Source organism: Micromonospora sp. NPDC051006 (genome assembly GCF_044456245.1).
GTDB lineage: Bacteria > Actinomycetota > Actinomycetes > Mycobacteriales > Micromonosporaceae > Micromonospora.
Genome location: NZ_JBITFP010000011.1, coordinates 143,394 through 161,238, shown reverse-complemented (window position 1 = coordinate 161,238; position 17,845 = coordinate 143,394). Strand labels below are relative to the sequence as shown.

General features: G+C 71.1%; 15 protein-coding genes. 7 read left to right on the top strand and 8 right to left on the bottom strand.

The features are described 5' to 3' along the window. Nucleotides 1-133: 133 nt before the first annotated feature. The gene (gene murJ, locus ACIBBA_RS19000; protein WP_396698823.1) at nucleotides 134-1,897 is read right to left on the bottom strand and encodes a murein biosynthesis integral membrane protein MurJ; all 1,764 of its coding nucleotides are present in this window, start codon (nucleotides 1,895-1,897) and stop codon (nucleotides 134-136) included. Nucleotides 1,898-2,020: 123 nt separating this feature from the next. Between murJ and ACIBBA_RS18995 the strand changes: the two genes are divergently transcribed. Then, entirely contained in the window at nucleotides 2,021-3,481 is a 1,461-nt protein-coding gene (locus tag ACIBBA_RS18995; RefSeq protein ID WP_396698821.1) for a CCA tRNA nucleotidyltransferase, read from the top strand. A 70-nt stretch (nucleotides 3,482-3,551) separates the two neighbouring features. Here the strand turns inward: ACIBBA_RS18995 and ACIBBA_RS18990 are convergent, their stop codons facing one another. Continuing rightward, on the bottom strand, nucleotides 3,552-5,060 hold the full coding sequence (locus ACIBBA_RS18990; protein ID WP_350868713.1) for an SPFH domain-containing protein: 1,509 nt from the start codon (nucleotides 5,058-5,060) through the stop codon (nucleotides 3,552-3,554). A gap of 28 nt (nucleotides 5,061-5,088) precedes the next feature. Next, nucleotides 5,089-5,595, bottom strand: coding sequence for a hypothetical protein (locus ACIBBA_RS18985; protein WP_350868714.1), 507 nt, complete (start codon nucleotides 5,593-5,595; stop codon nucleotides 5,089-5,091). A 164-nt stretch (nucleotides 5,596-5,759) separates the two neighbouring features. On the opposite strand from ACIBBA_RS18985, the gene ACIBBA_RS18980 reads away from it, so the two are divergent. Together ACIBBA_RS18980 and ACIBBA_RS18975 are read left to right on the top strand one after the other, a co-directional pair. Further along, a complete protein-coding gene (locus ACIBBA_RS18980) occupies nucleotides 5,760-6,089 on the top strand; it encodes a hypothetical protein (protein WP_396698818.1) in 330 nt (109 codons plus the stop codon). Between the two features lie 40 nt (nucleotides 6,090-6,129). After that, complete coding sequence (locus ACIBBA_RS18975; protein WP_396698816.1) at nucleotides 6,130-6,612, top strand: methylated-DNA--[protein]-cysteine S-methyltransferase; 483 nt, start codon at nucleotides 6,130-6,132, stop codon at nucleotides 6,610-6,612. 135 nt (nucleotides 6,613-6,747) lie between these two features. Here ACIBBA_RS18975 and ACIBBA_RS18970 read toward each other — a convergent pair whose 3' ends face one another. Together ACIBBA_RS18970 and ACIBBA_RS18965 are read right to left on the bottom strand one after the other, a co-directional pair. Continuing rightward, complete coding sequence (locus tag ACIBBA_RS18970; RefSeq protein WP_396698814.1) at nucleotides 6,748-7,827, bottom strand: inositol-3-phosphate synthase; 1,080 nt, start codon at nucleotides 7,825-7,827, stop codon at nucleotides 6,748-6,750. A gap of 23 nt (nucleotides 7,828-7,850) precedes the next feature. Further along, nucleotides 7,851-8,489: a PadR family transcriptional regulator gene (locus tag ACIBBA_RS18965; RefSeq protein WP_350868720.1), complete on the bottom strand. Its 639-nt coding sequence runs from the start codon at nucleotides 8,487-8,489 to the stop codon at nucleotides 7,851-7,853. Between the two features lie 175 nt (nucleotides 8,490-8,664). Between ACIBBA_RS18965 and ACIBBA_RS18960 the strand changes: the two genes are divergently transcribed. Further along, nucleotides 8,665-9,129 carry a DUF5318 domain-containing protein gene (locus tag ACIBBA_RS18960; protein WP_396698813.1) on the top strand — a complete coding sequence of 155 codons (465 nt, stop codon included), beginning with the start codon at nucleotides 8,665-8,667 and terminating at the stop codon, nucleotides 9,127-9,129. A gap of 328 nt (nucleotides 9,130-9,457) precedes the next feature. On the opposite strand, the gene ACIBBA_RS18955 is transcribed toward ACIBBA_RS18960, so the two are convergent. Then, a complete protein-coding gene (locus ACIBBA_RS18955) occupies nucleotides 9,458-9,781 on the bottom strand; it encodes a hypothetical protein (protein ID WP_396698811.1) in 324 nt (107 codons plus the stop codon). Nucleotides 9,782-9,929: 148 nt separating this feature from the next. On the opposite strand from ACIBBA_RS18955, the gene ACIBBA_RS18950 reads away from it, so the two are divergent. Then, nucleotides 9,930-12,191 (top strand): transglycosylase domain-containing protein, encoded by a 2,262-nt coding sequence (locus ACIBBA_RS18950; RefSeq protein ID WP_396698809.1) that lies wholly within the window; start codon nucleotides 9,930-9,932, stop codon nucleotides 12,189-12,191. Between the two features lie 93 nt (nucleotides 12,192-12,284). After that, complete coding sequence (locus ACIBBA_RS18945) at nucleotides 12,285-13,790, top strand: glycosyltransferase family 87 protein (RefSeq protein WP_396698808.1); 1,506 nt, start codon at nucleotides 12,285-12,287, stop codon at nucleotides 13,788-13,790. Nucleotides 13,791-13,834: 44 nt separating this feature from the next. Here ACIBBA_RS18945 and ACIBBA_RS18940 read toward each other — a convergent pair whose 3' ends face one another. Then, nucleotides 13,835-16,087: a hypothetical protein gene (locus ACIBBA_RS18940; protein WP_396698805.1), complete on the bottom strand. Its 2,253-nt coding sequence runs from the start codon at nucleotides 16,085-16,087 to the stop codon at nucleotides 13,835-13,837. Further along, entirely contained in the window at nucleotides 16,084-16,875 is a 792-nt protein-coding gene (locus ACIBBA_RS18935; RefSeq protein ID WP_396698803.1) for a deoxyribonuclease IV, read from the bottom strand. Before ACIBBA_RS18935 ends, ACIBBA_RS18940 begins: the two co-directional genes overlap by 4 nt. Before the next feature lie 636 nt (nucleotides 16,876-17,511). On the opposite strand from ACIBBA_RS18935, the gene rpsF reads away from it, so the two are divergent. After that, nucleotides 17,512-17,802 carry a 30S ribosomal protein S6 gene (gene rpsF, locus ACIBBA_RS18930; RefSeq protein ID WP_117668160.1) on the top strand — a complete coding sequence of 97 codons (291 nt, stop codon included), beginning with the start codon at nucleotides 17,512-17,514 and terminating at the stop codon, nucleotides 17,800-17,802. Nucleotides 17,803-17,845: the final 43 nt, after the last annotated feature.

Here is a 17,845-nt window from a genome sequence, read left to right as displayed (position 1 = left end):
TCAGCCGTACGGCTGGTTATCCACAGGCCGATCCGGTAGCTGACCGGGAAATCGCGGAGTTATCCACAGCCGCATCCCCAACCCTGGTGATCCACGGTCACGGTGCGTGCCGTCGAGCGGTCGAGCCGCCCGGTCAGCGTCCGAGCCGGCGGCGGACCATGCCGACCACCTCGGTGATCTCGCCGATCCGCAGCACCATGGCGAGGCCGAGGTAGGTCCCGCCGATCGCCGCGCCGCCGACGATGAGCTGGACGAGCGCCTGCACCCAGCTCGGCGTGTCGTCGCCGGGCAGCAGGGCGACCACCAGCAGACCGACCAGCGCGGCGCCGAGCGCGGCGACCAGGACCCGGCCCAGGGTGCGCATGATGTGAGCCAGCCCGATCCGGCCGACCCGCGGGCGGAGCAGCCAGGCGGAGCCGATCGCCGCGGCCAGGTACGAGACCGCGTTGCCGATCATCATTCCGGCCGCCGCGAAGTGGGCGGCGAACGCGGCGAAGAGCACGATCTGCACGCCGATCCGCAGCGCCACCACCGGAATGTTGATCAGCGCCGGGGTGCGGGTGTCCGGCAGCGCGTAGAAGGCGAAGGTGAAGAGTTGGCTGATCGCGAACGGCACCAGGGCGAGCGCGGCGAGCAGCAGCACGAGTGAGGTGTCGGCGGCGTTCTCCTCGCTGAACGCGCCGTAGCGGAACAGCACCACCGCCAGTGGAGTGGCCAGCACCGCGTAGCAGACGGCGATCGGGGCGAGCACCGCGGAGACCGTGCGGGTCCCCCGGGACAGGTCGGCGGCCACGTCGGCGTAGCGGCCATCGGCGGCGGCGGCGCTCATCCGGGGCATCAGCGCGGTGATGATCGAGACGGCGATGATGCCGTGCGCCATCATCAGCAGCAGGAAGACGTTGTTGTAGATCAGGGCGCCGGCGTCCCCGTCGCCCGCCCGGTTGAGCAGGTTGAAGAGCACGATCAGGCCGACCTGGCTGACCGCGACGTAGCAGAACATCCAGCCACCGAGCCGGCCCAACTCACGCAGGCCGAGCGCGCGGAAGTCGAACCGGAGCTTCCACTGGAAGCCGACCTTGCGCAGCGCCGGCAGCAGGCCGGCCGCCTGGATCGCCACCCCGAGCAGGGTGCCACCGCTGATCAGCAGGATCCGCCCGGCGGTCATCTGCTCCGGCCGGACGATCTCCGCGCCGAAGATCGCGATGTAGAGGCCGGCGGTGGCGATCACCACGATGTTGTTCAGGATCGGCGCCCACATCGGGGCGGCGAAGTGCCCCCGGGTGTTGAGCACCGCGCTGATCAGCGCGCTGAGGCCGGTGAAGAAGATCATCGGCAGCATCAGGTACGACAGGTTCGTGACCAGGTCCTGATAGTCCGACCCGCGGTTGTCGCTGGTGTAGAGCCTGGTCAGCAGCGACGCGGCGGCCACCGCGACCAGCGCGGCCGCGGCGAGGGTGACCACCGCCAGGGTGAGCAGCCGTTGGGCGTACGCCTGGCCACCGTCGGCGTCCGCCTTGCGGCGGCGCACCAGCACCGGGATGAGCACGCTGGTGAGGATGCCGCCGAGCAGGAACTCGTAGACCATCCCGGGCAGGATCTGCGCGGTGGTGTACGCGTCGCCGACGAGCGCGCCGCCGAGAGCGGCGGTCAGCGCCAGCGTGCGGAGGAAGCCGGTGCCCCGGCTGACCAGGCTGCCGATCGCCATCACCGCGCTGTTCGTCGCGGCGCTGGCCTCGGCGACCTGTTCCTGCGGCGGGGCCGTCGACTCCATGGCCGGCTGGTTCAGCGGCTCGGCCGAGATGAAGGTGGCGCCGTCCGGCGTCGGCCGGCCGTGGCCGTACCCCCCGGGGTCGCCGCCCTGTGCGGCGTTCGCGCTGCGGTAGAGCCCGCCGCTCATCTCCAGCCTCCCCCGGTACCTTGCCGGGCGCCCGCCCGCACGTCACAGACCTTAGTCAACCCCAGCCCGTTACCCGCGCCCGGCGGATGGGATCCCGACCGGGCCCGATAGGCTGGCGATCCCATGTCCGAAGTCTCCGCATCGCACGCCGCCGACCGCCGCGAACTCACCGCCGCGCAGCGCAACGCCGTCGCCGAACTGCTCCGGGTCTCACCGGTCGCCGACGAGCTGGGCCGCCGGTTCGCCCGGGCCGGTCACGAGCTGCACCTGGTGGGCGGTTCGGTACGGGACGCCCTGCTCGGCCGCCTCGGCGAGGACCTCGACTTCTGCACCGACGCGCACCCTGACGAGACCCTGCGGATCGTCAAGGGCTGGGCCGAGTCGATCTGGGAGACCGGCCGGGAGTTCGGCACCATCGGTCTTCAGCGCGACGGGCTGCGGCTGGAGATCACCACCTTCCGGGCCGAGTCGTACGACCAGGTCAGCCGGAACCCGGTGGTGGAGTACGGCACCAGCCTCAGCGAGGACCTGAAGCGCCGGGACTTCACGATCAACGCGATGGCGGTGAGCCTGCCCGAGCACCGGTTCACCGACCCGCACGGCGGGCTGGACGATCTCGCCGCCAAGGTGATCCGTACGCCCGCGGCACCCCACGAGTCGTTCCGGGACGACCCGCTGCGGATGCTCCGCGCCGCCCGGTTCGCCGCGCAGCTGCGTTTCACCGTGCACCCGGACGTGCACGCGGCGATGACCCGCATGGCGACCGACCTGGACCGGATCACCGCGGAGCGGATCCGGGACGAGTTCACCAAGCTGCTCTGCGGCGCCGACCCGATCACCGGGCTCCGGCTGCTGGTGGAGACCGGGCTCGCCGAGCGCTTCCTACCCGAGCTGACCGGCCTCAAGCTCGAGATCGACGAGCACGCCCAGCACAAGGACGTCTACGAGCACACCCTGACCGTGGTCGGCAACGCGATCCGCTACGAGGAGAACGGCTGCGACTTCATCCTCCGGATGGCCGCGTTGATGCACGACGTCGGCAAGCCGGGGACCAAGTCGGTCGGGTCGGACGGGCGGGTCAGCTTCCACCACCACGAGGTGGTCGGTGCCCGGCTGACCAAGGCGCGGATGAAGGCCATGCGCTACCCCAAGGACGTCACCGCCAAGGTCACCGCGCTCGTCGCGCTGCACCTGCGTTTCTACGGGTACGGTCGGGGCGAGTGGACCGACTCGGCGGTGCGCCGGTACGTCGCCGACGCCGGTGACCTGCTGACCCGGCTGCACAAGCTCACCCGCTCGGACTGCACCACCCGCAACCGCCGCAAGGCCGCCCAGCTCGCCGCGGACTACGACGCGCTGGAGGAGCGGATCGCCCGGATCGCCGCCGAGGAGGACCTGGCCCGGGTCCGGCCCGACCTGGACGGCAACGCGATCATGGAGCTGCTCGGCGTACCGCCGGGCCCGGTGGTCGGGCGGGCCTGGAAGCACCTCAAGGAGCAGCGGCTGGAGCACGGCCCGCTGGACCGGGACGCCGCCGAGGCGGAACTGCTCCGCTGGGCCCGCGACGAGGGCATCCTCGACTGATCCGGCGCTCCACCGAGACAGCGCGAAGGGCGCCCCTCCCACACCGGGAGCGGCGCCCTTCGCCGTACGGTCAGCGGGTCTCGACCGCCGCGCCCTCGACGGACGGCTTGCCGTTGCCGGCGGCCGAGCCGAGCCGGGAGAGCAGCCCGGCCAGGTCGATTCCGGTCAGGTCGCTGCCGAGCTGGAGCCCCTGCGCCACGTTGCCGGCCACCGACTTCGTCAGTGACGAAGCGCCGTCGGTGGAGATGACGGTCATCTTGTCGATCGCGCCGATCGGGGCGCTCGCCGCCTGCACCACCTGCGGCAGCACGGTGACCAGCAGGTCGAGCACGGCCGCCTCGCCGTACGCGGCGAACGCCTCGGCCTTGCGGGCCATCGCGTCCGCCTCGGCCTGCCCCTTCGCCAGGATCGCCGCGGCCTCGGCCTGACCCTCCCGCTCGACCGCCTCGGCGATGGCCGACCGGCGGCGCTGCTCGGCCTCACCCTCCTTGGCGCCCTCGATCGCGTTCGCCTCGGCCAGCGCGGCCCGGCGGGCCCGCTCGCCCTCACCGGTCAGCCGGGACTGCTCGGCGGCGGCCTGGGCGGCGGCGATGACCGCCTGTCGCTGCGCGTCGGCGTTCAGCACCGCCGCGTTGCGGGCCGCCTCCGCCTCCTGCTCCACCTTGTACCGGGCCGCGTCCGCCGGCTTGCGCACCTCGGTGTCGAGCTGGCGCTGCTTCAGCTCGGCGTTGCGCTCGGCCACCTTCTGCTGCTCGGAGAGGATCGCCTGGTCGCGTTCCGCCTGGGCGAGCGGCCCGGCCGCGGCCGACTTCGCCTTCGCCGCGTCGATCTCGGCCTGGATGGCGGCCTGCTTCAGGGAGAGGTTCCGGTTCGCCTCGGCGATCGCCTCCTCGGCGAGCAGCCGCTCCTGCTCGGCCTGCTGCCGCGCCCGGGCCTCGGCGATCGCCGCGTCCTTGAGCACCCGGGCCGCCTCCGGCCGGCCCAGGTCCTGCAGGTAGGAGCCCTCCGCCAGGATGTCCTGGAGCTGGAAGGTGTCCAGCACCAGGCCCTGGTTGGTCATCGAGTGCTCGGCCTCCTCGGCCACCGCGCTGGCGAACGCGGCCCGGTCCCGGATCACCTCCTCGACGGTGAGCCGCCCGACGATCGAGCGCAGCGCGCCGGCGAGCACCTCCCGGGTGAAGTTGTCGATCTCGTCCTGCTGGTGCAGGAAGCGCTGGGCGGCGGCCCGGATCGCGTCCTCGGTGCCGCCGACCTTGACGATCGCCACGCCGTGCAGGTCGGCCCGGATGCCCTGCTTGCTGACCGCACCCCGGATGCCGACGTCGATACGGCGGCTGGACAGGTCGAGCGACTGGAGCTTCTGCACCACCGGCAGGACGAAGACCGAGGCGCCCAGCACGACCTTCTGCCCGGACATGTCGGTCGACCGGCCGCCGTCCGCGGTCTGCGTGGTGCGGCCCTTGCGGCCGGTGACGATGAACGCCTCGTTCGGCCCGGCCACCTTGATCCGGGAGAGCACGAAGAGGATGAGTATGAGGACGAGGAGGACCGCGCCTCCGATGGCGATGAAGAGCGGCATGCAGGTTTCCTGTCTGCGAAGGGGTTGTTCAGTAGGTCTCGACGTGCACGCTGGTCTCGCTCAGCGCCTGGACGACGAAGATCTGGGCGCCGAGCGGGATGGGCTGGTCGGCGCGGGCGTTGAGCTTGACCGGCTGGCCGGCCACCCGTAGCCGGACCTCGCCGTAGCCGTCCGCCGGCACCGGGGTGACCACCAGGCCCAGCGCGCCGACCAGGTGGTCGCGGGTGGGGGTGGGATCGGTGGGCATGTTCCGGGCCGCCCGGCTGATCCGGGACGCGATCCAGGCGGCGGGCACCGCGGCGAGCGCGCCGCCGGCGGCCGCCACCGCGACCGCCCCGGTGGTACGCCCTCCGAGCAGCTCGTTGACGATCGCCGCGCCGAAGCCGAACGCGCCGGCGAAGCCGGCGACCGTCTCGATCGGGATCGGCCCGTCGGCGCCGCCGAAGTGGAGCAGTTCCGTGCCGAGCAGGGCGAGGGCGAGCACCGCGATGCCCGCACCGCCGATGATCAGAAAGATGAGGGTCCCCGTGGCCACGACCTGGACGATATCGACGCCCTGCAACGTCCGGGGCCGGGCCGTGACGGGCAACGGAGGCGGTTGGACGGGGCCCCCCGACGATCTTCGTTGGACTATTGTCGACGCCGCCGCCCTGGGTCCCGGCGGATGGTCGCCGCAATCGAGGGTGGTCCGCATTGTCCGTGGTGATAGCTCTCTACGTCGTCGCCCTGCTGCTGACCGCAGTCGTGCTGTCGGCCGTCGCGGTCACGTCCTTCGCCACCACCTCGCGGGTCGACCGGGCGTTCGCCGGCCTCGGCGCCGCCCTCGCCGGCTACTACGCGTACCACCTGATCCGTGTCGGTGACGACGGGCGAACGGTGATCTTCTACGCGGCTCTGCTGCTCCCGATCATCGCGGGAGGCAAGCTCTACCACGGCTTCCGCCACCGGGACCAGATCCGGGCCGAGCGGGCCGCGGCGAGGGCGGCGATCCGGGCGGCCGACGAGTGGCGCTCGACCCGGCGCTGGTAGGCGGGTGGTCCCGGCCCGGCGTGACGAGGAGAATGGGTGGATGCGCTGGACCGTGCTCGACTCACCGATCGGGGAGTTCTCCGTCGCCACCGACGGCGACAGCGTCTGCGGAACCCACTTCGGTCGGGTCGAGTCGGGGCTCGACGAGCCGGACCACGAGCTGTCCCGGCAGGCGGTCGACGAGCTGCGGGCCTACTTCGCCGGCGACCTGACCGGGTTCACCGTGCCGCTGTCGATCCCGCGGGGCTCCGACTTCGAGCGGGCGGTGTGGCGCGAGATGACCCGCATTCCCTACGGGCAGACGTTGACCTACGGCGAGGTCGCGCGCCGGGTGGGTGACCCAGGGGCGGCCCGGGCCGTCGGGGTGGCCTGCAACCGCAACCCGGTCCCGGTCATCGTGCCGTGTCACCGGATCGTCGGCGCCGGGGCGAAGCTGGTGGGTTTCGGCGGCGGCCTGGACCGCAAGCGCTACCTGCTCGAGCTGGAGGCCCGGGTCGACTTCGAGCGGGCCCTGCTCGGCTGACCGGCGGCCGGCCGATTGGTCGATGCACCGGCCGGTGGCCGGCGACGTGGTGGCGTTCGTGATCAGCCGGCCGCTGACGACGCGAGGGCCGGGTCCGTACGGACCCGGCCCTCGACGGTGCTGCTGGTCAGCGCGTCAGCGCTCGACCTCACCGGCGATGAACGCCTCGACTGCGGCGTGCGCGTCGTGGTCGGCGTACTGCACGGGCGGGGACTTCATGAAGTACGACGAGGCCGACAGGATCGGGCCGCCGATCTTCCGGTCCAGGGCGATCTTGGCGGCGCGCACGGCGTCGATGATGACGCCGGCCGAGTTGGGGGAGTCCCAGACCTCGAGCTTGAGCTCGGCGTTCAGCGGGGTATCGCCGAACGAGCGACCCTCCAGCCGGATGTAGGCCCACTTGCGGTCGTCGAGCCACGGCACGTGGTCCGACGGGCCGATGTGCACGTCGCTCTTGCTCATCTCGTGCGGGATCTGGGAGGTCACCGACTGGGTCTTGGAGATCTTCTTGGAGACCAGCCGGTTGCGCTCCAACATGTTCATAAAGTCCATGTTGCCGCCGAAGTTGAGCTGGTAGGTGCGCAGCAGCTCGACGCCGCGGTCCTCGAAGAGCTTCGCCAGGGCGCGGTGCACGATGGTGGCACCGACCTGGCTCTTGATGTCGTCGCCCACGATCGGCAGGCCGGCGTCGACGAACTTCTGCGCCCACTCCGGGTCGGAGGCGATGAAGACCGGCAGGGCGTTCACGAACGCGCAGCCGGCGTCGATCGCAGCCTGGGCGTAGAACTTGTCGGCCTGCTCGGAGCCGACCGGCAGGTAGGAGACGACCACGTCGACCCGCGCGTCGCGCAGCGCCTGCGCCACGTCGACCGGGGTGGCGTCGGACTCCTCGACGATCTCGCGGTAGTACTGGCCCAGACCGTCGAAGGTCGGACCGCGCTGCACGCTGACGCCGGTCGGCGGCACGTCGCAGAGCTTGATGGTGTTGTTCTCGCTGGCGACGATCGCCTCCGCGAGGTCCATGCCCACCTTCTTGGCGTCAACGTCGAACGCCGCGACGAACTCCACGTCGGAGACGTGGTAGTCGCCGAAGGTGACGTGCATGAGACCCGGGACGCGGTCGTTGGGGTCGGCGTTCCGGTAGTACTCGACGCCCTGGATCAGGGACGAGGCGCAGTTACCCACACCGACGATGGCGACGCGGACGGAGCCCATAGCGTCTGCCTCCTTCTTCTCTGTCACGGCCGCTCTGTCCTGGTCTCTCCAGGCGGGGGCGGGCTGTTGTCTTCTCGTCGACCGCCGGCCGTCCCGGGTTGCGGGACCGTCGGGGCTCGGCCGGAGCGCTCGTTGGCGATGAGCTCCTCCAGCCAGCGGACCTCACGCTCACAGGCGTCGAGGCCGTGGCGCTGCAGTTCCAGGGTGTAAGCGTCGAGGCGCTCGGCCGCCCGGCCCAGCACGTCACGAAGTCCTTCGCGACGCTCCTCGATCTTGCGGCGGCGACCCTCCAGGATGCGCAGTCGGGTCGCCTGGTCGGTCCGGGCGAAGAACGCGAAGTGCACACCGAAGCCCGTGTCGTCGTACGTCTCGGGCCCCGCCTGTGCGATCAGTTGAGCGAAGCGTTCCTTGCCTTCCGCGGTGATTTTGTAGACCACCCGACCACGTCGGGTGGTCAGCGCGGGAACCTCCTCGGCGGTGGCGGGCGTCTCGGCCGCTTCGGTGATCCAGCCCGCCGCCTGCAGCCGTCGCAGGGTCGGGTAGAGCGAGCCGTAGCTGATCGCCGCCCGGAACGCGCCGAGTTTGGCGGCCAACTCCTTGCGCAGCTCGTAGCCATGCATCGGAGACTCCTGCAGGAGGCCGAGGATGGCGAACTCGAGCACGGGGCCGCCCTCTCTTACCCTCTGCGCGGAGCGGGTAACCGCCGCGATGTATCGGACCGATACATCGCACGTTAGCGGCTCGCTCCGATCAGGGCAAACCCCGAATTCGGGTTCCTGCGGTCACGGATCGTCACCGTGGTCGCCTCGTCCGGCCGGACCGCGTACCCTCTTCCGCATGCGTACGCAGCGCCAGGTCGTCGACTACTCGCTTCAGAAGCGAGCGGTGCTGCGTGACCTCCTGGCCAGTCGGGTCGGCACGTACGACGTGTGTGACGCCTCTCCGTACCTGAAGAACGCGGCTCGGTTCCACGGGGAGCCGACCGACGAGCGCTGCCCGATCTGCCGGAGCGAGAATCTGATCCACGTCCACTACATTTACGGAGACGAACTCAAGCAGTCCGCCGGCCAGGCCCGGACGCTGGCGGAGTTGGCTCCGCTGGCGATGACGCTACGTGAGTTCCAGGTCTTCGTTGTGGAGGTGTGCCTCGGTTGTGACTGGAACCATCTCGTCGAGCAGTACCTGCTCGGCCGGGACGGGCTTGCCGGAGGCAGCGAGGCGGGTCCGGAGCGCGACGCGGTGGGTGGCGAACCCACCGGCGGCACCGGTCCGGTACGGCGAAGGCGAGGGGCTCAACGGTGACCCCAGCCCGATCGACCGGCCCCGGTGCCGTGCGGAACCGCCGGGACAGGCGACGGTTGATTGGTCTGATAAGCCCGATTGATTCGGGTACGACGCCACGCGTCCGGCACCCCCGTGCCACGACGACGCGTGAAGCAGCTCACGGCAACCCGGTGGCGGCGCAGCGGCGCCCCACCGCGACCGGCAGGGTGTGAGGAATGAACTCGTACGGCGATCCCAGTTCGCGTGGGCGGGCCCAGATCCCCAATCCGAGCGGCGACCCCGGGCGGGGGGCGGACGATCCCTACCGCCGCTCCGGCGGTGACGCACGGGCGGGCAGCTGGTCGGCTCAGGACGGCTCGGCCTCCGCCGGACGCGCCTCGGTGGCGCCGACCGGCGGCAGCCCGGGTGGACGGGCCACGGTGACCCCGCGCGCCGCCGGCGCCGCCGGCTCGGCATCGGTCGGCGCGGCATCGGTCGGCCGCGCCGGCGGTGGCCGGGCCTCGGTGCCGGTCTCCCCGGCACCCGGGCGGGCGGGCCGCGCGTCGGTGCCGGTCTCCCCGGCCGGCCCGGCCGGTCGCGCCTCCGTCGGTGCTGCGTCAGTCGGTGCGGCGTCGGCCGGACGGGCGAGCGTCGGCTCGGCGTCGGTCGGTGGCTCCGCCGGCCGCGCCACGGTGGCCCGGGCGAGTGTCTCCCCGGTCTCCGGCGGACCGGGTGGCCCCGGCGGACCGGGTGGGCCGGGTGGCCCCGGCGGACCGGGGCGCGGCCGTCGCGGCGCAGGTGATCCCGCTGGAGCGGCGCGGGCGAAGAAGCGCAAGCGGATGAACATGCTGATCGCCGGCTTCGCGGTCTTCATCATGCTCGCCGGACTCGGCGTGGTCGGCTTCACCTACTACTCGACCAACGTGGTGCTGCCCGACGAGATCACCCCGCCGCAGGCGACGACCCTCTACGCCTTCGACAACAAGACCCCCATCGCGAAGGTGGGCGAGGAGAACCGCACGCTGGTCACCATCGAGCAGATCCCGCAGCACGTGCAGGACGCGGTGGCGGCAGCCGAGGACCGGAACTTCTACCGGCACTCCGGTGTGGACTACAAGGGCATCGCACGAGCCGCCTGGAACAACGTCAGCGGCGGTGACAAGCAGGGTGCCTCGACCATCACCCAGCAGTACGCCCGCAACGCCTACGACAACCTGAAGGACGACACCTACGCCCGGAAGGTCAAGGAGGCGATCCTCGCCTCCAAGCTGAACGACGAGTACACCAAGCCGCAGATCATGCAGCACTACCTCAACGTGATCTACTTCGGCCGTGGTGCGTACGGCATCGAGGCGGCGGCGCAGAAGTACTTCGGCAAGTCGGTGAGCAAGGTGACCCCGGCGGAGGGTGCGGTGCTCGCCGCGCTCATCAAGCAACCGGAGCCGAGCGCCAGCCACAAGGGGTACGACCCGGCGATCAACCCGACCGACGCCAAGGGTCGGTGGGACTACGTCATCAGCGGCATGGTCCAGGAGGGGTGGCTGAACGCCCCCGGTAAGCCGCCGGCGCCCACCGAGTACCCGACGAAGACCCTTCAGAGCCCCAAGAGCGGCGGCGTCGGCGTCGATTACGGCGTGAACACCCCCTACGGCAACGTGATCAACTACGTCAAGACCGAGATGCGGGACCAGGGCATCTGCGTCGACAAGGAAGCCGACGTCACCGACACCAAGATGCTCTGCTCGCAGGCGCTGATGTCCGGCGGCTACCGGATCCGGACCACGATCGATGTGACGACCCAGAAGGCCGCTCTTGCGGCCGCGCAGCGCAAGATGAAGGGTTCGGAGCTGGCCGGTCAGCCCAAGAACCTGATGGCCGCGGTGGTGGCGATCGACCCGGCCAACGGTCGGGTGCGCGCCTACTACGGCGGCGACACCGGCACCGGCACCGACTACGCCGGCAAGAACACCGACTCCAACGGCAACCTGACCGGCGGGCACTCGCCCGGCTCCAGTTTCAAGATCTACACTCTCGCCGCGGCCCTCAAGGCCGGCAAGGCGCTCGAGTCGCGCTGGAAGGGGCGGGCCTTCACGCCCCCGGACACCAAGTTCAAGGTGAGCAACGCGGGCACCGACAATCCGTCCTGCGGTAACTCCTGCACCCTGAAGGTCTCCACGCTGAAGTCGCTGAACGTGCCGTTCTACCACGTCACCGAGGAGATCGGCCCGGACAAGGTCATCGACATGGCCAAGAGGGCCGGCGTCACCACCATGTGGCGTACCGACACCAACCCGGCCAAGTCCTACGACCTGACCAAGACCGACCCGAAGGACATCGCCCCGTCACCCTTCTTCCACGTGGTCGGCTACGGGCAGTACCCGATCACCGTGCTGGACCACGCCAACGGCGTCGCCACCTTCGCCAACCAGGGCGTCTACCACAAGGCTCACTTCCTGTACTCGGTGGAGCAGCAGGACGAAGTGACCGGCAAGTGGAAGAAGGTTGGCGGCGAGAAGCTCAAGGGCGAACAGCGGATCGAGAAGGACGTCGTCGCCGACGTGACCTCGGTGTTGGAGCAGTACCCGGCGCAGGTCAACCACCGGCTGGACGACGGCCGCAAGGCCGCCTCCAAGACCGGCACCTGGGAGCAGAAGGCAGACAGCCCCGAGAACGGCGACGCCTGGATGATCGGCTACACCCCGCAGTTGGCCACGGCGGTCTGGGTGGGCAACGTGAACAAGCGGGAGCCGCTCAAGACGAAGGACGGCACCCGGATCAGTGGCTCCGGCATGCCGGGTGCGATCTGGGAACGGTTCATGGACGACGCGCTCAAGGGTGAGAAGGAGATGGACTTCCCGCCGGCGGCGAACATCGGTGACCCGAACTCCGGCAACGGCGAGGCGCCGCCGCCCCCGCCGGTCCAGCCGCCGCCGGGCTGCCCCGACCCGCTGTCGATCTTCTGCCAGAACAACGGCGGCAACAACGGTGGCAACAACGGCGGGAACAACGGCGGTGGGAACCCCACCGACCCGTTCGGTCCGCGGCCGGGCGGCAACGGTGGTGGGCTGTTGCCGAGTACTTCACCGACATACCGGGACTGATCCCAGCTCAACCGCCGCCGGCGCCGTTCCAGGCACCGGCATGTCGCCGCCACGACGGGACGCCGAGCCGGACGTACGGCAGGATGCCTCTTCATGAGCACCCAGTCGACGCCCGGCCTCGACGACGCCGGTACCAGTGACCACCCGTCCCGGTCCGACGCCTTCGTCCGGGGTATCTCCGGCCTGATCGGCGGCCCGCTCGGCGATCACGCCGTGGCGATCGACCGGCCGGCGGGACGGGAGCGCCGCTTCTGGACCGCGGCCCGGATCGTGCTGGCGCTCACCTGCCTCGCCCTGGCCCTGCACTGGGTGCAGAAGTCGCCCTGCCAGGACGGTGCCTGGCAGAACAACGTCCAGTACACCCGGTTCTGCTACACCGACGTGCTCGCCCTCTACTACGCCGAGGGACTCAACGAGGGCAAGGTGCCCTACCGTGACCACCCGGTCGAGTACCCGGTGCTGACCGGCTACTTCATGGGCGCGCTCGGGCTGCCCGTGCACGCCCTCGGCGTCGACGACCCGGGCATCAACCAGGGCATGTGGTTCTACAACCTGAACGCGCTGGTGCTCGGCGCGCTCGCCGTGGCCACGGTGGCGGTGATCCTGACGCTGCGCAAGCGACGACCCTGGGACGCCGCGCTCTTCGCCCTCGCGCCGGCCCTGCTGCTAACCGCCACCGTGAACTGGGACCTGCTGGCCATCGGGTTGGCCGCGTTCGGTCTGCTCGCCTGGGCAAGACGTCGGCCCCTGCTGGCCGGCGCGCTGCTCGGGCTCGCCGGCGCGGCGAAGCTCTGGCCGCTCTTCGTGCTCGGCCCGATCCTGGTGCTCGCGGTCCGGGCGAACCGGCTCCGCGCCGCCCTCACCGCGGTGGTCGCGGCCGTCGTGGCGGTGGTCGCGGTGAACCTGCCGGTGGCGTTGCCGTACCGCGAGAACTGGGACCGGTTCTTCGAGCTGAACAGCACCCGCCCCATCGACTGGGGCACGCTCTGGTACATCGGCCGCTACCTGGACGGAAAGGTGGGCAGCGCGGACCCGGCCGACCTGGGGCCGTTCGAGTGGCTCAACGCCAACATCCCCACCCTCAACCTGCTGTCGTACGCCCTCTTCGGGCTGGCGTGCCTCGGCGTGGCCGCGCTGGCGCTGCTGGCTCCGCGCCGCCCCCGCCTGGCCCAGGTCGCGTTCCTGGTGGTCGCCGCATTCCTGATCTTCAGCAAGGTGTGGTCCCAGCAGTTCGTGCTCTGGCTGCTGCCGCTGGCGGTGCTCGCCCGGCCCAAGTGGGGCGCCTTCCTCGCCTGGCAGCTCGCCGAGGTCTGCTACTTCGCGGCGTTCTACGGGGAACTGCTCGGGGCGGCCACCTCCCGGCCGGTCTTCCCGGAGGGCGTCTTCGTGCTCGCCGCCACCCTGCGGTTGACCACCGTGGTGGTGCTCTGCGTGTTGATCGTGCGCGAGATCCTGCAGCCGGAGCAGGACGCCGTGCGGGCCACCTACGCCGACGACCCGGACGGCGGCGTACTCGACGGCGCGCCGGACGCACCGTGGTGGAACCGGTGGCGGCGCAGCCCCGTGCTACCCGCTGAGCCGGTGCCGGCCGCCCGCTGACTGCCCACCGCCGGCGCACCCGCGGGTGCGCCGGCGGTCCGGGGTCAGAACAGCCGGTAGACCACCGAGCCGTCGATCTCCTCGCGGGTGATGCCGAGCGAGTCGACCGGCGTGTCGACGGTTATCTCCCAGGGGGTGCCCGCGAGCTGGTCGCGCAGCAGCACCACGTTGCGCACGCCCAGGGTGCGCAGGTAGTCGATGCTGGTCTGGTCGGGGAACGTCTGCGTCACCCGGCGGACGTCGTCGAGCTGGCGTGGGGTGAAGCCGCTGCCACCGTTGACCACGTCCTGGAAGTGGGTGGTGGACCAGAGCATCACGTGCTGGTCGAGGCTCTGGTTGCTCGGCAGGACCAGCAGCGGGCCGTCCACCAGGCGCATGGCGGCCGGCTGGGCCGGGACCACCGGGTGCGGCGTGGTGTTCAGCCCCTCCACCGTCACGAGCAGCAACGGCAGCAGGGTGGCCAGCCGCAGCCACGGACCCGGCCAGGACGGGACCCGCTGCGCGGCGAGTTCGCGTACCCGGTCGGTGAGGGCGGTGACCGCACCCGCCGCCAGCAGGCCGAGCAGCAGCGTGGCCCAGAGCATCAGCCGGCCGGGGGTACGCAGGCCGTTCCAGCCGGGCAGGTGCTCGAAGAGCGGGATGTAGGTGAAGGTGCCACCGAAGAACCGGGTGCCCATGGCCAGCACCATCGTGGCGAGCAGCCCGGCCAGCAACAGCAGCCGGTGCCGCAGCTTCCAGACCGAGAAGATCAGGCCACCGGCGGCCAGCGCGTAGAGCACGAAACCGGGCAGCAGGGTCATCTCGGGGTGCCAGGGCAGGGCGGCCCGGGCCCCCTCGTGCAGCCCACCCCAGACCCGCGACTCGGCGGGCGCGGTGACGAAGCCGGACGCGGGCGGCGAGAAGATGGCGATGTCGCCGACGCTGCGCTCCGCGTACGGGTGCAGCTCGGTCACGGTGAAGTAGGGGATCGCCATCAGCAGGCCGACGCCGGCGAAGAGCGCCCCGCCGACGAGGTTGGCCACGACGAGCCGCTTGCCGAACGGGCGTCGCACCGCCCAGAACCAGGTCCGCCGGACGTACCAGGTGACAGCCGCGACGAGCACCGTCGCGCCGAGGAAGTACGCGAACGGCAGGCCGATCCCGAACCCGAGGCTCAGCTGCCACGCCGCCACCAGCCAGCCGGCGTAGATCCAGCCGTCGTGCCGGCGCTCCGGCCGGTAGCCGTGCCGCAGGGACCAGCCGTGGCCCCGGGCCAGCATGGCCAGCGCCAGCGGAATGCCCCCGTTGGAGAGCACGTGCAGGTGCCCGGCCTGGGCGAGCAGCCACGGCGCGTACGCGTAGCTGACCCCGGCCACGGCGGCGCCCATCCGGCCGGAGCCGAGCTGCCGGGCCAGCGCGTACGCCCCGAGCGTCGCCAGCGCGTGGGCCAGCACGAACATGATGTTGTAGCGCAGGACGGCGTCCTCGGGGCCGCTGCCGATCATGCCGGCCGGCGCGTAGCCCAGCAGGGTGTCGGAGAAGGCGAAGCTCCACAGCTCCGGGAAGAAGGTGTTGGACTGCCAGAGTTGCGCCGGGTTGGTCAGCAGGATGTGCCCGGACCAGGCCATCTGCCAGGACTGCAGGCTCGGGTCCCAGTAGTCCTGCGGCAGCGTGTAGCGCGGGTAGCGCAGCGTCGGCCAGGTCATCAGCACCGCGAGGGCGAGCGCGCCGAGCGTCGCCAGCGTCCACTCGTGGACCAGGGACCGGCCGATCGCCCGGACGATCCGGCGGGGGCGGGTCAGCACCCGCTCCGGCGCGGGCCCGAAGGCCTCCCACGGGTCCGGCTTGGCCGCCTCCCCCTTGCCGTCGGCGTCGCTCTTGTCGGCCTTCGGGTCGGCGTCGCCGGTGGCGTCCTTCCCGGCGGCTCGTTTCTTGTCCTCGGTGCCGGTGCCGGCCTTGTCGTCGGCGGTCTCGCGCCCGGTGCCGGCTTTGTCACTGCCGTCCTTGTCGCTGCCGGTCTCGCTGGCGGCGTCGACCTTGGCACTGGCGGCCTCGGCACTGGCGGCGTCGACCTTGGCGCTGCCGCTCTTACTGGCGGCGCTGGCCTTGTCACTGCCGGCCTGGCCCATGGCGTCGGCCTTGTCGTCGGCGCTGGCGTCGCGGCCGGTGCCGGTCGCGCCGCCACCCGTGGTGCCGGCCTTCGCGTCGCCGGTGGGGGTGCGTTCGGCGTCGGTCGTGGCGGTGGGGGTGCTCGGGCGCTCGGGGTTGTCGCCGGTGGCGGACGGTGCGCCGCCGGTCTCCGACTGTCCGGTCGTCATGCCGCCGGGCGCTCCGCGCCGAGCTGCTCCCGAAGGAAGGCGATGTCGGCGGCCTGGCCGGCCACACCGCCGGGTGTCTCGACGACCACCGGCGCGTCGGCCGCCCGGATCACCGCCACCACCAGCTCCGGATCGATCGTCCCGCCGTCGAGGTTGTCGTGCCGGTCCTGGCCGGAGCCGAAGGCGCCCTTGGAGTTGTTCGCGTGGACCAGGTCGATCCGGCCGGTGATCGCCTTGACCCGGTCGACCAGCCCCAGCAACTCCTCGCCGCCGGCGTGGGCGTGGCAGGTGTCCAGGCAGAAGCCCACCTCGTAGTCGCCCACCGCGTCCCAGAGCCGGGCGAGCGCGTCGAGCCGGCGGGCGCAGGCGTTGTCACCGCCGGCGGTGTTCTCGATCAGGACCGGCACGCCGAACCCGCCCGCGTCGGCCGCGTAGGCGAAGGTCTTGCGCCAGTTGTCGAACCCGATTGCCGGATCGTCACCGGCGTTGACGTGCCCACCGTGGACGATCAGCCCCTTCGCGCCCACCGCCGCCGCTGCGGTCGCGTGCCCGACCAGCAGCTTCCGGCTGGGGATCCGGATCCGGTTGTTGAGGGTCGCCACGTTGATGACATAGGGGGCGTGCACGTAGATGTCGACCTCCGCGGCGCGCAGCCGCTCCGCGTCCTCCCGTGGCTTGGGCGCCTTCCAACCCTGCGGGTCGGAGAGGAAGAACTGCACGGTGTCGGCGGCTCGGTCGGCCGCCTCCGCCAGCGGGTCGGTCGAATCGACGTGGGCTCCGATACGCATGCAGGCGAGCCTACGTCGGACGTCCGACGAGCGGGGTGACGCCCGCCGTCGATTCGCCGGGGCGCACGTCACCCGACGGACCGACGCTCGTTGATGAGGTGGGATGGAAGGCCGGCTCGCCCGGCCGACGGACGGGTACGCCCGCCGCGCCGGTTGGTCGGTCACCTGCGACAGCGGGGCCCCCTCGTCGCGCGGCCCGGCGCGACGAGGGCCCGCCGGACCGAGCAGAGCACGCCGATCCGAGATTCTTGGAATTTTGTGCTATTTCCTCCGACAAGCGACAACAGCCGTTGTATCGTCAGATAACAACACGATAAAGCTCCGCGGGGCGTCTTCGGTCCAACCTCATCGGTGTGGTCGTTCCTCCCCAGGTCCCACCCAAGGAATGCGGACGGGACGCCCCGCGGCCCCGTCGACGGGGGTCCGCTACCGGCCTGATGGTCCGGGAGTGGGCCCCCGTCGCCGCGCCACGAACCCGGCGCGAGTGGCCACCCAGGCCATGATCGACCGGGCCGGGTATCCTGGTCCAGTTGTCCGCGTCCGGTCGGGTTCCCCCGGTCCCGGAGCGGGCCACGACGCACGACCTCCTGCCACGGAAGGACCGTGGCCGCTTAGCCCACAGGAGGTGAGCACGTCTTGCGTCATTACGAAGTCATGGTGATCCTCGACTCCAGCCTCGAGGAGCGCACCGTCGCCCCGTCGCTCGACACGTACCTGAACGTGATCCGGACCGCGGGTGGCTCGGTCGAGAAGACCGATGTGTGGGGCCGCCGGCGCCTCGCGTACGAGATCAACAAGAAGGCCGAGGGCATCTACGCCGTCATCGACCTGCAGGCGACGCCTGCGGCGGTGGCCGAGCTGGACCGTCAGCTTCGACTCAACGAGTCCGTGCTGCGCACCAAGGTCATCCGGCCGGAGATGCGCTAAGCATTCAACCCCGGTTCGCCCGGATCAACCTCATCGACGCTGT

What these genes read in the sequence shown, in the direction of transcription:
- murJ (WP_396698823.1), bottom strand. Translation starts at nt 1,897, where the DNA reads ATGAGCGGCGGGCTCTACCGCAGCGCGAACGCCGCACAGGGCGGCGAC.
- ACIBBA_RS18995 (WP_396698821.1), top strand. Translation starts at nt 2,021, where the DNA reads ATGTCCGAAGTCTCCGCATCGCACGCCGCCGACCGCCGCGAACTCACC.
- ACIBBA_RS18990 (WP_350868713.1), bottom strand. Translation starts at nt 5,060, where the DNA reads ATGCCGCTCTTCATCGCCATCGGAGGCGCGGTCCTCCTCGTCCTCATA.
- ACIBBA_RS18975 (WP_396698816.1), top strand. Translation starts at nt 6,130, where the DNA reads ATGCGCTGGACCGTGCTCGACTCACCGATCGGGGAGTTCTCCGTCGCC.
- ACIBBA_RS18970 (WP_396698814.1), bottom strand. Translation starts at nt 7,827, where the DNA reads ATGGGCTCCGTCCGCGTCGCCATCGTCGGTGTGGGTAACTGCGCCTCG.
- ACIBBA_RS18960 (WP_396698813.1), top strand. Translation starts at nt 8,665, where the DNA reads ATGCGTACGCAGCGCCAGGTCGTCGACTACTCGCTTCAGAAGCGAGCG.
- ACIBBA_RS18950 (WP_396698809.1), top strand. Translation starts at nt 9,930, where the DNA reads ATGAACATGCTGATCGCCGGCTTCGCGGTCTTCATCATGCTCGCCGGA.
- ACIBBA_RS18945 (WP_396698808.1), top strand. Translation starts at nt 12,285, where the DNA reads ATGAGCACCCAGTCGACGCCCGGCCTCGACGACGCCGGTACCAGTGAC.
- ACIBBA_RS18940 (WP_396698805.1), bottom strand. Translation starts at nt 16,087, where the DNA reads ATGACGACCGGACAGTCGGAGACCGGCGGCGCACCGTCCGCCACCGGC.
- ACIBBA_RS18935 (WP_396698803.1), bottom strand. Translation starts at nt 16,875, where the DNA reads ATGCGTATCGGAGCCCACGTCGATTCGACCGACCCGCTGGCGGAGGCG.